At 35.2% G+C, this 16304-nt stretch carries 14 protein-coding genes; 9 read left to right on the top strand and 5 right to left on the bottom strand.

What is annotated here, in order from left to right; genetic code table 11:
* Window positions 1-10 precede the first annotated feature (10 nt).
* Window positions 11-415 (bottom strand): type II toxin-antitoxin system tRNA(fMet)-specific endonuclease VapC, encoded by a 405-nt coding sequence (vapC, locus tag EHQ70_RS14615; protein ID WP_135587642.1) that lies wholly within the window; start codon window positions 413-415, stop codon window positions 11-13.
* Complete coding sequence (vapB, locus tag EHQ70_RS14620; RefSeq protein WP_135587644.1) at window positions 412-642, bottom strand: type II toxin-antitoxin system antitoxin VapB; 231 nt, start codon at window positions 640-642, stop codon at window positions 412-414. The genes vapC and vapB overlap by 4 nt, the downstream gene beginning before the upstream one ends.
* A 1179-nt stretch (window positions 643-1821) precedes the next feature.
* Between vapB and EHQ70_RS14625 the strand changes: the two genes are divergently transcribed.
* Genes EHQ70_RS14625 through EHQ70_RS14635 form a run of 3 tightly spaced genes read left to right on the top strand, consistent with a single transcriptional unit; the run spans window position 1822 to window position 3098 of the window.
* On the top strand, window positions 1822-2166 hold the full coding sequence (locus EHQ70_RS14625; protein ID WP_135587646.1) for an ArsR/SmtB family transcription factor: 345 nt from the start codon (window positions 1822-1824) through the stop codon (window positions 2164-2166).
* Window positions 2153-2626, top strand: a complete 474-nt coding sequence (locus EHQ70_RS14630) for an SRPBCC family protein (RefSeq protein ID WP_135587648.1) — start codon at window positions 2153-2155, stop codon at window positions 2624-2626. Before EHQ70_RS14625 ends, EHQ70_RS14630 begins: the two co-directional genes overlap by 14 nt.
* Before the next feature lie 55 nt (window positions 2627-2681).
* Window positions 2682-3098 (top strand): GFA family protein, encoded by a 417-nt coding sequence (locus EHQ70_RS14635; protein ID WP_135587650.1) that lies wholly within the window; start codon window positions 2682-2684, stop codon window positions 3096-3098.
* Between the two features lie 611 nt (window positions 3099-3709).
* Here the strand turns inward: EHQ70_RS14635 and EHQ70_RS14640 are convergent.
* From EHQ70_RS14640 to EHQ70_RS14655, 3 genes are all read right to left on the bottom strand, one after another.
* Window positions 3710-4159, bottom strand: a complete 450-nt coding sequence (locus tag EHQ70_RS14640) for a GNAT family N-acetyltransferase (protein WP_135587652.1) — start codon at window positions 4157-4159, stop codon at window positions 3710-3712.
* Between the two features lie 1049 nt (window positions 4160-5208).
* Entirely contained in the window at window positions 5209-5598 is a 390-nt protein-coding gene (locus EHQ70_RS14650) for a DUF1801 domain-containing protein (RefSeq protein ID WP_135587656.1), read from the bottom strand.
* 157 nt (window positions 5599-5755) lie between these two features.
* On the bottom strand, window positions 5756-6361 hold the full coding sequence (locus EHQ70_RS14655; protein ID WP_135587658.1) for a YceI family protein: 606 nt from the start codon (window positions 6359-6361) through the stop codon (window positions 5756-5758).
* Between the two features lie 77 nt (window positions 6362-6438).
* Here EHQ70_RS14655 and EHQ70_RS14660 point away from each other — a divergent pair, with 77 nt between their 5' ends.
* The 6 genes from EHQ70_RS14660 (at window position 6439) to EHQ70_RS14685 (ending at window position 16203) form a co-directional block, all read left to right on the top strand.
* On the top strand, window positions 6439-8667 hold the full coding sequence (locus tag EHQ70_RS14660) for an ABC transporter transmembrane domain-containing protein (RefSeq protein WP_135587660.1): 2229 nt from the start codon (window positions 6439-6441) through the stop codon (window positions 8665-8667).
* A gap of 21 nt (window positions 8668-8688) precedes the next feature.
* Window positions 8689-10026, top strand: a complete 1338-nt coding sequence (locus EHQ70_RS14665; protein WP_208729564.1) for an HlyD family secretion protein — start codon at window positions 8689-8691, stop codon at window positions 10024-10026.
* Entirely contained in the window at window positions 10023-11519 is a 1497-nt protein-coding gene (locus EHQ70_RS14670) for a TolC family protein (protein WP_135587664.1), read from the top strand. Before EHQ70_RS14665 ends, EHQ70_RS14670 begins: the two co-directional genes overlap by 4 nt.
* A gap of 76 nt (window positions 11520-11595) precedes the next feature.
* On the top strand, window positions 11596-13308 hold the full coding sequence (locus EHQ70_RS14675) for a cation:proton antiporter (protein WP_135587666.1): 1713 nt from the start codon (window positions 11596-11598) through the stop codon (window positions 13306-13308).
* 101 nt (window positions 13309-13409) lie between these two features.
* Window positions 13410-15689, top strand: a complete 2280-nt coding sequence (locus EHQ70_RS14680; RefSeq protein ID WP_167481721.1) for an nSTAND3 domain-containing NTPase — start codon at window positions 13410-13412, stop codon at window positions 15687-15689.
* A gap of 124 nt (window positions 15690-15813) precedes the next feature.
* Window positions 15814-16203 carry a TFIIB-type zinc ribbon-containing protein gene (locus EHQ70_RS14685; protein ID WP_167481722.1) on the top strand — a complete coding sequence of 130 codons (390 nt, stop codon included), beginning with the start codon at window positions 15814-15816 and terminating at the stop codon, window positions 16201-16203.
* Window positions 16204-16304 lie beyond the last annotated feature (101 nt).

Genomic DNA, 16304 nt, shown 5'->3' on the forward strand with positions numbered 1-16304 from the left:
GGTCAGCATTCTAGTTAAACCAATTTTCGATTTTAAGTTCTTTAATTCTCTTAAATTCTTTTTCATTATTTGTAACTAGTATAATATCATTTGCGATAGCTTGAGAAGCTATGAGTAAGTCGTAGGGACCTATAATTTCTCCCTTTTTTTCTAGTTTTGTTCTTATTGATCCAGCTATAGAAGCAGATTCAGAGTCGAAAGGAATGATATTTAGAAATCCCAGAAATTCATTAAGAGTTTTTTGATTTTGTTCTGATTTTTGACTTTTTTCAACTCCATATCTAAGTTCAAACTCAGAGACAGCAGAAATAAAAATGTTATCCAGGCTTATTTTTTTTAATTTTTGATAAACGATTTCAGGCTTTTGGTTAATGATATAAATGCAAATATTTGTATCTAACAAATACTGATTCATATAGAATTTCGCTTATCAAAAGTTTTCGGTTGATTCCTATCAATTTTAAAATCATCAGAAAAATCATTGAGAGATTTCCATAATCTATCAACGGCATCGTCGATCGGAGATATAATGACGCAATTTCCGTCTTTTCTGATGTAGACTTCTTTACCTTTGAAACGAAATTCTTTTGGAAGTCTAACGGCTTGACTATCACCGTTTTTAAATAATTTTGCACGATTCATATATACATTTTAGTATATATATTTTGGTTTTGTCAAGTCTGAAATTTCTAGATTATTCTTCCGCTTTACCCATGTCCTGAGGCATACATTTGCTAACTGTCGTATAACGAACTAATCTTCCCGAAGTTCCCTGTAGCCGAGCCTCAGAAGGAGGCGTCGGCGCGACTTGTTGCGGAGCAAGAAGCGTGACGGAAGGGAATTTGCCGCAGGCCGAGTGAGGCCTTGTGCCGAAACGTAGCGGGAAGACGCTGTTATGCGCAGGAAATGCATTCTTAATTTAGATTCTATTTTTCTTTTTTTTAATTGTAAAAACATCTACATGTTAGTGCTACCTGTACAAAGATTACCTCTTTGAATATAGCAACTAGAAATAAGAATATTGCGAATTTGGTTAGATTGATCACTTTAAATATAATTTTAATATACTAGGTTTATCGTCGATAAGTAATTAAATTTAGTATGTTATAGAGAATCGCATTTAATCTTTCGTGAAGATTGGCGATTAAATTTACAATAAAATCTAGAGATTAGATTGAAATTAGTATTATAAAGTCTAGAATATTGAAAGAAAAAAAGTTCTAAGAACTTACTATCTATGGAAATTTTCCATTCAATTGATATTTCTTTTTAACCAGTCAAAGTTTAAAGAAATGCTATATTATTTAACTGCCGATTGTATTGATCTAAGTTTGCTATTGGTTGACTAATATATAGTTTATCTTTATATATAATGGATTTTTTGTTTTGATATTCGATTGAATGAAATGAAATTCGATTTTTTTTTCAAGTTTATTGAATTGAATTCATAGATTTCTGATTAATATTTTTCTGTATTTCTTTCGCATAACTGGCAAATATACGTTATGCGTTTACCGCCTCATTATACGCGCGTTATTCGAATGACAAATAACCACCTTTTAATTACACGCCTGTTATCCGAATTGCCATTAGCCGCGCGTCTAACCCGACCGAATATTACTCAGTCGCCCATTATTTTCTTGACCTTCTGCTACATCCCATTTCCGCCTCCCCTTCTTCCAACCCAGGCTCAAATCAAATACTTACGAGACATAACTCCTATTTTATATCGACACATCTCACTCATTTCGCCATTGATGCGAATGTTCGCTCCATTTTTATCCTTGACATGCAGGTAAATACCTGCATAATATCATTCGTATGCCAAAGGAAATGGAGGAAGCGGATCAGGTATTCAAAGCAATGGCTGACCCGAATCGAAGAAAGGTGCTGGATCTACTTTACGCCCAGAACGGCCAAACTCTTTCCTCACTCTGCGAACAACTAGACATGCAAAGGCAATCGGCAACACAACACATAGAAATTCTCATCAAAGCAAATCTGGTATCCGTTGTTTGGAAAGGTCGAGAGAAACTTCACTTCATCAACCCTGTTCCAATTTACGAGGTTTATGCACGTTGGGTACGAAAATTTGAAGAGAATCGTTTAGGTTTTTTATACGACTTAAAAATACAACTTGAAGGAGAAGATCATGAAACCAAATAACTTTGTTTATGTTACTTTTATACTTAGCACTCCGGAGAAGGTATGGAATGCACTCATTGATCCTGAGGTGACATCCAAGTACTGGCTTGATCCATTAGCAAAAAATCCAGCTCATATTAATGTTTCAGAATGGAAGGTTGATTCCGTATGGAAACATATAAGAATGGATGATGAAAAAACAATCGATATCATCGGTAAAGTTTTGGAAATCACACCTCCACAGAAATTAGTTTTATCTTGGTCAAGACCAACAGAATTCAATGATGAATCAAAACACTCTCGAGTTACATTTGATATAGAAGCTTATGCCAATGGACTTGTTCGTTTAGTTGTCACACATGAGGATCTTGACCCACAGATGTTAAAAGGTATTTCTAGTGGTTGGCCAAGTGTTCTTTCGAATCTCAAAACATTTTTGGAATCGGGCCGACCGTTAGCAGGTCATATTTCAATTTCTTAATAAATTAATTTAACGATGATTCTGTGCAAATTCGAATCAAAGCGTGGAGGATGATATGAATCAAATTTATAGCGGTGGATGTGCTTGCGGAAACATTCAATACAAAATCACAGAAGAACCTATTTTTATGAATGATTGCCAATGCCGAGACTGCCAGCGAATGAGTGGAACCGGACACGGATCTTATCTTACCTTTCGATCCCGCAGTGCAGTCAAAGTAGAAGGAGAAACAACTAACTTCGATATGGTTGGTGATAGCGGAAATATCAAAACAAGTAGCTTTTGTCCAAAATGTGGTTCACCAGTCTACATGACCTTCGCCGCCATGCCCGAACTATTTACCATCCATGCTGCAAGTCTCAATGATCCAAATCTCTACAAACCACAGGCCGTAACATATACGATAAAGGGATTAAGCTGGGACCATCTGAATCCAGCAGTATCAAAATTTGAAAAGATGCCTCCGATGTAAAAATTTCAAAGATCGCTTAATCGTTTGGGCGCCTCGAATCCGTTAGTTGATTGAAATTAGATTGTATAACGACCGCGCTATCCGCTCCAATCTTTCCGATTTGTTTGTAGATGGAAATAGTAATTAATATAGAAAGGATTTCCGCAAGCAGCTTAATTTCATTTGCAATCGATTTTCGGAGATTTTAGTCTTAATATTTCATCACGCCTTGTTTATGTTGGATTCGCTAAGCTCATCCACCAAGTCAAACCTTCGCTTTGCTTGTATCCTCGCTCCTATTGTCGCTCCGGATTTATCGCTGGCGTGGGGATTTGTTTTTTTTAAGTAGAAAGATTACTTTGAAGTGATTCATTAAGGTAAATTCTTTCCCTTAATCGAAAAGTTTATTCTCAAAAAGAACTAAACAATAGTTGTCAATTTAAAATAAACTTTGTGCAATTACACGCAACACAATTAAATTCCGATAAGCGGCAATTATATGCTATTCGTTTATTATACTAAACTTTTTAAAAATTTGACTTTAATTCGTTATTTGTATAGAAGCGATAGTTTTTCTATTTAGATTCTGTCGTTCGAATTCACCGAAACCCAAATCTTATCTATTTCCCAACTTAACTCAACGGATACGTAAAATGGATCACCTCCTCTGGTAATCCTCCCGTTGCTCTATAAAAATCCAAAGCATAATCATCCACCACATCTGCTTGGACAAACACTTCTTCAGCTCCCATTTTTTTACAATAACCATTAATCGCTTCGATAAGTGATTTGCCAATTCCTTGGCGTTGGTATTTGGTATGGACAGCTAGATCGAAAATATAAACTAAAGGTTTTTCAGAATAATATTGACGAAGTGTATAAGTAGTCAATCCACCAATTACTTGATTTTCAAAGATAGAAACAAAAACAAAAAAATCATCCCTATCCAATAAAGTTTGAAGATAATGGGAACTTGGCATTTGAAAGTTTTTCATTTCAAAGACATCTTCAAAGACTCGAATGAGTTCAATAAATTGATTTAATTCATTAGAGGACAGTTTTTTAATTTCTATATTATCCATATTTGTTCTTTCTATTAAGAACTAGACTAACCGACGTGTCCAGTGCAGAAGCGCAGCGTTTACATTCTATTATATGAAGTGGCTAACGCTTTATACATTCAAGAATATATCCATATGTTGTTTTTTTTCTTAGAAAAAGTAAATCTTTTTTTAATCGAAAATAATCTTGTGAAGCTGCTGGTTCATCTTCGATTGTATTTTTTCCACTTATCTTTGTTAGACATCCTTCATGAATTTCTACAGATTCTGAGCTTTTACGATCTATTACTTCAAGATGTACGACATTTTTGTTTAAACTGAATATCAAATAGGTTCTATCCCAAATATGTAGATACGGATTAAAGTAATTTGCTTGTACATAACCGTTTTCTTTGTCGAAATTTTTGTAGTTCGTAAATGTATTTTTTAGTTTATCTGAAATTGGTCCATCCGAGATATGAACGTATAACGAGTCGAATTGAAGATCCATTGTAGACTTCAAGTCAAAGATTTGATTATCACTTTCGATTTTATTAACAATAGTATCTGTAAAAATGGGAATCTTGCAGTTAAGCAATAATGTGAAAAATAATAAAACTAATGTAGTTCGTTTCATAAAAGGTTAAAAATAGATTTAGGATGTAAGATAAATTTATTCGCGAATTTGTTGTGGTTTATCGAATTGTATTTTCTTTTTCATTTAGAATTCTTCCGCAATTTATACATTTTTTCCCGTAGAGATTAAATAAAAAGTTTCTATCCTGTTCATTTTTCGCTATTCGAAAGGGATGATCTCCGAAAGGACATTGTGCATTTAAGATCGATATGTGTAATCGATTAGAAAAAAGCTATAAACAAAGAAAAAAGGTATTACTAATGCGTTGGGAAATTCTATAAAATTTAAGAAACTATCGATTAATAATATGACCGGTGGGTATATTAAAGTTAAAAGTTTAAAGAAGAATATATTATTTTCTAAGTTAGATTTATCTTGCATGATGGGATGTTTTAGCCATTTCGTATAACATTCATATATACGTAATGCGTATATATGTTCCTGTTACTGGTGTTCACTTCAATCGTTCTAACACACCTTTTCGTTTCACAATATTTTTATAGTCCCACTGGATTTTTTTCGACTGGCCGAGCCAACGTTTTAAATCTTTTTTCTTGATTTGACTAACATCTGTATATCGGACTTCTGCCGCTTTAAAACTTCCTTCAGGTTCCAGCCCCTCCTCATCAAAACTTTGGCCACTCCAAAATAAAAGACGAATACAAGTTTTTAATTTGCTATAACCCACAATAGGATTTCCATCCAAAAACCAAACTGGATGCGCATGCCAAATTTTCTTTTCTGCTTTCGCTAAGTTTAAATTGATTTCCTGATACAAAAGATCACAAATTTCTTTATCAGTAGGCGATTGGGATTTATTATATGTTTCGATCTCTTTACTCATTCAGATACTCTTACCTCTTTCGCTGATAAAAAAATTACACAAACGATTCATAAATCATTTCACAGAAGCGACTGGCGAACCAAACGCAATCGTTGATACAAAATAAGTAGCGACCAAATCGTTTGGGATGATTCCAAAAACGATTTGGATATAACTTTTATTTACAAACTTTCTTTATGGTTGATACAACCTTTACGTCAACAGTAGGCCAGAGTTTACTCAATCCATCAGAGCCTTTATGTAAATCATTACATTCTAAATTTAATTTACTAAGTCCCGATTTTAATCCTAGTGCCAAAACATCAACCGTTCCAGTCACTTCGACAACATCGTCTTTCCATACAAAATTAACAGGCACTGATGTTTTGGAATTTCCGAATCGTAAGTTTAGTTTTGCTGTTCCCGTTTCCCCTGTGCTAATATCAGAAAAGGATCCTGAAATTTTTTTGTTTCCTTTCACAGATCCAAAAAAGAATTTTTTGATTTTTCCATCTCTGTCTGGAACACCAGAATTAACAGTAGAAGAATCAATTTCGAACTGAATAGAAGCGACAGCACCAAACTTTGATTTGTCTTTTTGTTTGCCAATAACTTTGATGGAATCAAACTTGCCTTTAACGCCTGTTTTCTCTGTAAATTTGAACGCTGTCCACTCTAATGAGGTTTGGGATGGATCATATTCATATGTGCAGTTTTCTTGTGCAATCAGTCCGGTGGAAAAACTGAGTGCGATTAGTACCAAAGTGGAATAAAAAATTTTCATAGGAACCTCTGGTTGAAAATAGAAAATCTAGAACAAAGTTTTGTCAAGTGTAGTCTAAGGTTCGAATCGCAATTCACATGTTAAAATTTTTACGTTTGTTGGTATTTCATTTTAAGAACCAACTCTTCAAGGCAAAGGAAGAAAGTTTTGATCCAAGACTTTCTTCCCATGAAGATTTGGCAAAATCCGTTTTAGACTTTTTATCTGAGTCTTTGCACATCCATTCTGTCCCAAGCCAAATTATAGAAGGATTTCGCTCCCTAAGAAGTAAATATAGAATCCTTACCAATCTCAATTTTTACGATTTTCTTTTTGCGGCATCACACCAATACCAAATCCGCCTAAATCTTGTCCAAAAAACATTACAAGACATAAGATCTTACATCACCCAAGACTCACCATTTGTTTTTCAAATTCCGAGTGATGACCATAACTTATCTGAATTTTATGCAATCATCAGTTACCAAACCTCTTCCTATTTAGTAAAACCTCTACATGGATTTGACAATGAAGGAGAATGGTATTCTGAAAAAGAATTAATGAAATTCATCGGAATCAAATCAAACAAAGATTCTGTGGATTGGATCATTGCCGAACCAACTTTTCCATTTTCAACAAACAAAGAAGTTTCTGGTTCCTACTCTGCTGTCAAAAATGCATTAAAACAAATTTCACATTTGATCCGAATGGAATCCAAAGATGTTTGGATTGTTTTTATTTACGGAATTGGAATTGGAATTTTATCTTTAGTTGTTCCTGTTGCGACTTCCTCACTTGTTAATATTGTAGCCTTTGGAGTTTTAATCCAACCAGTCATCATATTGACATTGTTAGTTGTATTTTTCCTCGGATTTGCTGGAGCCATGCAAACCATCCAAATCTATGTTGTGGAAATTTTACAAAGACGTGTGTTTGTGAGAATTGCTACAGAGTTTGCGGTTAAATTTCCAAAAATTCGACAAGATGTCTTAGACAAACACCACAACCCTGAACTTGTGAATCGATTTTTTGATACAATGACCATTCAAAAATCCATCCATTCCTTGTTAGTGGATGGTCTATCTGTCGTTTTAACTACTGTGATTGGTTTTGTTTTAATTTCCTTTTATCATCCCATCTTTATCGTATTTTCTTTTCTGATTTTATTTATTGGTGGGTATTGGGTTACCTATCGATTGGGAAAACCAGCCGCAGAAAACTATATCAAAATTTCAAAAGAAAAATACAAAGTAGCAGCATGGTTGGAAGAAATATCCAGGCACTCCGCACTTTTCCATTCTACCTTTGGTTCCAATTTTGCTTTGGACAAAGCAGATTCCTTCATCAGAGATTATTTGTATGCTAGAAAAAAATACTTTTTTAACTATATCCGACAAATCATTGGTCTAGTTGGAATCCAGGCTTTAGCAAGTGCCATTGTACTTGGATTAGGTGGTTATTTAGTCATCCATCGACAACTCACCATCGGACAACTAGTAGCTGCCGAACTTGTCATTGCAAAAGTACTCAGTGATATATCCAAATTTGGTAAACAGTTGGACAGTTTTTATAGTTTGATTGCCGCTGTTGACAAAATCAATTCGGTATTCCATCTACCAACAATCCCAGTCAAAACAGTAGAATTTGAAATTCCGGAAGGGCCAATCCAAGTGCAACTTTCTGGAATCCATTACTCGCTCACGAATGGCCACAAAATCTTTAACCGGTTTGATTTAAAAGTTACACCAGGTAAATCCATTGGAATATCATCTAACACCCCTTATGATGCTCATATTTTATTAGATCTGATCTGCGGGATGCGAACACCAACATCTGGAATTGTGGAATACAACCACCAAAATATTCATGAAGTTTCCAAAGAACAAATCCATTCTTTTACTTTTTTGATTCGTGGAAATGAAATCTTCGAAGGTACCATTTTGGAAAACATTCGAGTAGGTAGAGAAGAAATATCCTTAATCGAAATCAGACAACTTTTAGAAGAATTAGGTATTTGGGAAACCATCCAATCCCTACCGAATGGAATCCACACGCCACTTTTAACATTTGGTCATCCATTTGATAACATTCAAACAACTATTATTTCCTTAGCCAGAGCCATCATTGGGAAACCGAAACTTTTGTTAATCGATGAAAATTTAGATATTTTACCTCCCCATCTACTCGCTGCTTGTCTCAAAGTATTGTTGCAGAAAAATAAAAACTGGACTCTATTAATTGTTTCCAAATCATCAAATGTTCTATCCCAAATGGACCAAGTATTACGTTTAGAAAACGACTCCCATTCCTTAAAGGTAAATTCTTAAGGTTGGATTATGAAAACTGATATGTCACAAAAATGGAAACTCCATAAAAATTTACCTTCTTATCGGTTGGTTCAAACAGCTTTGCCTGCACAAAGTCTTGCTTACCTTCTCACCATCATTTTCTTTTTGAGTGTTCTTATCCTATTGTACGTACCATGGCAACAAACTACGATGGGATTTGGAAGGGTCGTTGCTTATGCTCCCCTTGATAGACAACAAGTCATCGAATCTCCTGTCAGTGGACGTGTTGTGAAATGGCATGTGCATGAAGGAACACGGGTCAAAAAGGGAGATCCTATCATAGATATCTCTGACAATGATCCAAACTTTATTAATAGGATTCGTGAAGAAAAAAATGCACTTTTACAACGATTAGAAGCTGCAAGATCCAGGGAAGATAACATTCGTTCGCGGATCATTAGTTTACGTTCTTCTCGAGGTAGCGCTGTGGATGCGGCAGACTCAAGAAGGATGATGGCAAAAGATCGTGTACGTGCCAGCGAACAAGCAGTAGATGCTGCAAAAGCTGCTTTAAAAACTGCCAACCTGAACTTAGATCGCCAAAAACAATTATGGGAAAAAGGTCTTACTTCCAAAAGAACCTTGGAACTTGCCGAACTTGATCATACCAATGCAGAAACAGGACTTGATCGAGCCAAAGCCACATACGATGCAGCCATCAAAGAAGAAAGAGCATTGTACAGCGATACCGGAAAAGTAGCACAAGATGCAGAGGCATCAATCAATGATGCAAGGGCTTCCTTAGCATCGGCTCAATCAGAAGTAGCCCGTGTATTGGAAGACCTTCCCAAACTCGAAGCGCGGTTATCAAGGCAAGAAACTCAAGAAATATTTGCACCTAGAGATGGAACCATCATGCGAATTTTGGTGAACCCTGACACCCAACAAGTGAAAGAGGGAGACGGTGTGGCCATTCTTGTTCCCGATGCAGAAGACAAGGCCATTGAACTTTTTATTTCCGGCAACGATATTCCGTTAGTTGGTGAGGGTAGGAAAGTTCGCCTACAATTCCAAGGATACCCCGTTTTACAAATCAGCGGTTGGCCGGAAACTGCCGTAGGAACTTTTGGTGGAATTGTCAAACTTGTTGACATCACAGACAATGGTTCTGGAAATTTCAGAGTCCTTGTCATTCCCGATAGAGAGGATAGACAATGGCCATCTAGTCGTTATCTCAGACAAGGTGTGCGTGCCAAAGGTTGGATTTTTCTCAATCGCGTGAGTGTTGGGTATGAACTATGGAGAAGGTTTAATGACTTTCCACCAAACTTACCAATGGATGATCCAGAAATGAAATCATTGTTAGATGATACAGGAAGTGGGGATAAGGTCAAATGATTAGAAGATTCAAACAATCTCTATTTGCCTTCCTTTGTCCATTTGGAATGTTTTTTGCCTTTGTCATTGAAGCTGATCCAACACGTGATCCCTTTGAATCCTTACATGGACCAAACATTTACTCTCAGGATTATATCAACCAACAACCAGGGGTTCTCACTTTAGCTGAACTTTTAAAGTCCGTAGAAAAATCTTATCCTTTAGTCCTTGCGGCAGAAAAACTTTTAACGGAAGCCGAGTACAACTATCTCGCAGCAGAGGGTGCTTTTGACTTACAGTTTAAGTCAATGGGAACCACAAAACCAATGGGTTATTATACAAACAATGCAGCCGATGCCGTATTTGAAAAACCAACTCCACTGGGTGGAACTTCCTTTTTTGCTGGTTATCGAATTGGACGCGGAACTTTTCCCGTTTATGATGGAAGAAGAGAAACTAACGATCATGGAGAAGTTCGGGCGGGTGCTATCTTTCCCCTGATGCGCAATCGAGAGATTGATAAAAACAGAGCCGATATCAAAAAAGCAGACCTTGATCGAAGATTAGCAGAACTTTCCATTCAAAAATTAAAAATCGAAGTCACTAAAGAAGCAACAAGACGTTATTGGAAGTGGGTCGCCAGTGGCCAAGAATATTTAGTCAACAAAGACTTGTTAGCAATGGCGAAAAACAGACAAGATCAAATTACACAACGTATTAAGTTAGGTGATATTCCGAAAATGGAAGGAACGGAAAATGACCGCGCCATTTTACAAAGAGAATCTCAATTTGTTTCTGCAGAACGAGAGATGCAAAAAGCTGCTATCGATTTATCTTTATTTCTACGTGCACCCGATGGAAATTTAATCCTTCCTACAACGAGCAGATTGCCCATTGGTTTTCCAAAACCCATTGATTATAAAAAAATGGAATTGGAAAAAAGTATCAAACTTGCTTGGAAGTTTAGACCAGAACTACAAGACTTCGAATTTAAAAGAGACAAAGTCCGCGTTGACCAAGACATGGGATACAATTCATTAAAACCACAAGTGGATTTGGTAGTTGCAGGTTCCCAAGACTTTGGGCCAGGTTCTGTCACAAAAGCCAAACCGGAACTAGAAGCCTCTCTCATTCTCAACATTCCCATCCAAACCAAAAGGCCGAGGGGACTTATTGGTGCCGCGGAAGCAAAGATTGCCCAACTCGACCAAGAATTACAATTCTCAAAAGACAAAATCAAAACCGAAGTGCAGGATTCCATTTCCGAGGTGATTGCTTCAGCAAAACGCGTAACAGTGACTCAAAATGAAGTGGAATTAGCTAGGAAGTTAGAAGAGATGGAAAGAGAACGTTTTGCACTCGGTGACTCTACTCTTCTATTTGTAAATATTAGAGAACAAACAAGTGCCGAAGCTGCTGTTCGAGAAATTAAGGCTTTGTACGATCACCATGTAGCCATCGCCCATTTCCAAGCTTCCACAGCTTCAATCTTACAAATTTCTCCATTTCCTTAATCTGATTTATTGTTCAGAAAAAAAACGACTTTCACTACTTCTGGAATTTCTAAACTTCTTCCTAAAGAAGGTTTCTATGCACGGGGAAGAGTCGCTATTACAAGACATCGGTCTTAGTATTATTTTCGCTACAGTCTTAAGTCACATTGCCAGAGTCCTCAAACAACCGTTAATTTTAGGTTACATTATCGGTGGGGCTATGCTCGGCAAGGAAATGGGTTTTGAGCTTGTCACCAATGAAGCCAGTATCGAACTCATTTCGGAAATTGGACTCATCCTACTACTTTTCATCATCGGATTAGAAATCAACTTGGCTGAACTCGCAAAAATGGGTAAGGCTATGTTCACTCTGGGAATCCTTCAGTTTACTCTTTCCGTTGCCTTTGTATATTCCGTGTTTCCTTTTTTCGGGCTGTCGATCGGTTCTGAAAAATTCGATCTCCTTTACATTGCCGTTGCACTCTCCCTTAGTTCTACACTAATCGTTGTTAAGTTACTACAGGACAAAGTTGAAATCAACACCCTCTCAGGAAAACTAACCGTAGGGGTTTTGGTTTTCCAAGACATCTGGGCCATTTTGTTTATGGGGGTACAACCTAACTTAAACAACCCTGAAATCTTAAAAATTCTCACTTCTGTTGGAATCATTGTTTTACTCATTGCCTTTAGTTTTAGTGTCAGTCGTTATGTTTTAGCCAAATTATACAAAGCCTGCGCGAGTAGCCCGGAACTCATTCTTTTAACATCAATTATGTGGTGTTTCTTTGTTTGTGGGATCGCAGGTAAAGTGGGACTATCCAAAGAAATGGGTGCTCTTGTTGCCGGTATGAGTATTGCCGCTTTCCCTTATGGTGCTGATGTTATCTCCAAACTGATTGGTATCCGAGACTTTTTTGTGACTCTATTCTTTGTGGCTCTAGGACTAAAAGTACCTCTTCCTAGTTTGGAAGTCATCGGACTATCAGCAGCTATCATCACGCTTATGTTGTTTGTAAGGATGATTACCATTGCTCCCGTCATCATCAAACTCAACAAAGGGGTTCGAAATGGTTTTTTAACTGCACTCAACCTAGCACAGATTTCAGAGTTCTCTCTCGTGATTTTAGCATTAGGTGCTGGATTCGAACACATCACTCCAAAACTACAAGCGGTGATTTTAACTTCGACCATCATTGCATCAGTTCTCTCCACATACATCATTATGTATAACCATAATATCGCAGCGACCTTTGAAAGATTACTCGCTCGTGTAGGAATTTCTGATCAAACGGAAGAATCTGGAAAGGATGATAAATCAGGTCACGGTGGGCATGGAGGACATGGTGATGGAATGGTGCGAGACATCATTGTCCTTGGTTATTTCCGCATTGCACGTGCTTTTGTGGAATACTTAGAAGACTTATCTCCGTCCCTTATCAAACGGATCATCATTGCTGATTACAATCCTGCTTTTAAGGATGAACTCACAAACAAAGGATTCCAATGGGCCTATGCCGACCTTGCCCATCCAGATTCTTTATCTCATATTGGCCTTCATGACGCTTCGATGGTCATCTGCACCATTTCTGACTCGTTCTTAAAAGGAACCAATAACAACCGTTTGCTTTCTACCCTTAGCAAACTCGCTCCGAACGCAAAAATCATTCTCACCAGTGATGAACCTGGCGAAGCAAAAAAGTTAGTGGCGGATGGAGCCCAAAAAGTCATCATCCCCGGGGTGATTACCGGAGAGTTTTTGTATGAATATATCTCTCGAGGGATGAGAAATAACGAAAGAGAAGTATCGTAATTTTTTCGGAAAGAATGGATTAGAATTAAATGGTCTCTGTTAAAAAAAACAGAGGCTCGGTTCTATGCTGTTATGCGAAATTTTTGAATTTAAACCGGAAAATGAATAATTATGATTTCTTAATCCTATCTCCAATAGAATTCGAAAACTTAACGCGTGATCTAATTCAAAAAAAAGAAAATGTTTTTATCGAAAGTTTCAAAAGTGGGAGGGATAACGGAATTGATTTAAGGTATGCAACACCAAATTTAAATAATGTTATCATTCAAGCCAAAAGATATGAATCTTATTCAAATCTTTTAACTAATCTTAAAAAAGAAATTAAAAAAGTAAGAATATTAAATCCTAATAGGTATTTAATTTCCACGACTGTCGGCTTAACACCAAAAAATAAACAAGAAATCCAAAATCTATTTAAACCTTATATACGTGAAACAGAGGATATACTAGGAAAAGATGACCTAAACAATCTACTTAGTTTAAACAATGATATCGAATTAAAATATTATAAACTATGGCTTTCGAGTTCAACAGTCCTAGACAGACTACTAAATAATCGCATCTATAATTATTCAGAATTTGAGCTTTCAGAAATGAAAGACCAAATGAAAACCTACGTCCAAAATGAAAGTTTCAGCAAAGCTATCAAGATTATAACGGAGTATAAATATGTAATCATTTCAGGAATTCCAGGGATAGGAAAAACCACATTAGCCAGAATAATTTCTCTTCATTTTCTATCAGGTGATTACGATGAATTTATATTTTTAAGTGATTCAATTGATGATGGATATACATTATTTCATGAAGAAAAAAAACAAATATTCTTCTTTGATGATTTCTTAGGAAAAAATTTCCTTGATGCAAAACAAAAACCAAATGAAGAAAGCAAAATAATCAAATTCATAGAAAGGATCAAAAGAAGTAACAATAAACTTCTTATTTTATCAACAAGAGAATATATATTAAACCAAGCGATCTCATCTTACGAAGTTTTCAGAATCAATAATATTGAAATAGCAAAATGTATTCTCGACCTTGATTCCTATACTAATGTTATAAAAGCGCAAATTCTTTATAATCATCTATTCTTTGCAGGGATTCCAAAGAATCACTTAAATAACTTAGTAGATCCAAAAAACCATCTAGGAATAGTTAAACACAAAAACTATAATCCACGAATAATAGAGACCTTAATAAAAAGAAAAATTTGGAATTCTTGCGCACCCAATGAATTCTCAAAAAATATTATTATCTTATTAGATAATCCTGAAAGCGTCTGGCACTACGCATTTGAAAATTCTATAAATAAATATTCCCAATATACGCTATTAATACTCCTAACGCTTGGCTCTCCAGTAAAAATAGAAGACCTAGAAGAGGCATTAATCTCATTTCTAGAAATCAATATAAATAAAATTCATCTTCCTGTAGACTTAATTCTTGTAAAAAGATCCCTAAAAGAATTGGAAAACACATTTATCAAAATTCAAAACGATAGCGCTACCACAATAGCAGTTGATTTTCAGAACCCATCAATCATTGATTTCTTATTGAACTACTTAAGAGACAAAACAGAAATAATAGAAAGTCTTATGGATAGTTTTATTTTCGAAAATCAATATTTCAATATTTTTGACACCACCCAAGATGGATCAGTATCAAATAAAAAAATCATTTTGTCCGAAAAAATCCAAAAAAATGCATTCGAAAAGATAAAGAAAAATATAGAAATACTTAAAAATTGCATATTAACGCGAGTAAATATTGGAGATACCGGTAGATTTCTTTGGAAAAACTTAAACTCAAATAGATATAGCTTTTTAACCAGAATCTATAAAGATTTCAATATTCCAGATATAGAAAAAGAATCCTTTATCAAAGAAGAATTCATCAAACTACTGTATCCAAATAAATTAAACTCTTATGAACATAATTTATATATCCAATTATTAAAAGATCTAAAATTAGAAAACTTAGATGAAGAACGAATTATAATTACATTTCTGCAAACTATTCGCGATCTACATCAATTAAAATACTTCAAAGAATTCGCAGAACTATTCCCCATAAAGTTTGACGAACATGTAAAAAAAGAAACCTTCTATACCTATATATCTAACTTAGTAAGTGAAGAAATACAAAAAACGGATGGATTATTCTTTGATTCCTTAAAAGAAGAAATTGAAAAAGTTGAATCAACTTTTAATCTAAACCTAGAAGATCAACTTTACGAATTAGCAGAGAAAATAACTGACTACGAAGAATTTGTTGAATCTCAAATTGAAAGGTACATTGATGAAGAATCTGAAAATCAATATAATCCAATGAGCGAAGATCAAACAATAAGCGAAATTTTTAACAGTTTTGACGAAAGATAAAAAATCGTATAACGGTAATTAAACGTTTTTTTCGAGAAGGTTAGTCCGTTATAAGCACCTTATGATAAAATGCCCAAAATGTAATATCCAACTAAATTCGATCAAAACGAATTACGGAAAACTGATGATTTGTGATAAATGTTTCGGACATTATTATTTTGAAAATACATTAGAACTTTTATTTAACGATTCAATTTGGAAGGAAGAAAAAGAAAATTCGAATGTTTTTAGATCACCTTTACTTTGCCCTAAATGCAAAAAACAAATGAAATTACACAAATTTTCAGAAAAGTATAACGCTGTTGAAATTGACATCTGCTCAGATTGTAAGATCCTTTGGCTCGATTTTAATGAAATTGAAGATTTAAAATTAAATAAAAAGGTTAACAAAAACACCTTAAACAAAACGAAGAATACTATATCCAATACAGAAATTAACTATATTCTAAGCATAACTAAGTTAGATGAAAAATTAAAAGAAGCTAAAAATATTAAAAAAGCACCGCAGAATTAGTTAATAAAATCGAAACAGAAAGTCATTACAATCAATTCTTAAATAGAGGAACTTCCAATTTCTTGAATATAATTTCTATATTGACTAAAATCTTCACAAGA

It is taken from the genome of Leptospira congkakensis (assembly GCF_004770265.1).
Lineage (GTDB): Bacteria > Spirochaetota > Leptospiria > Leptospirales > Leptospiraceae > Leptospira_A > Leptospira_A congkakensis.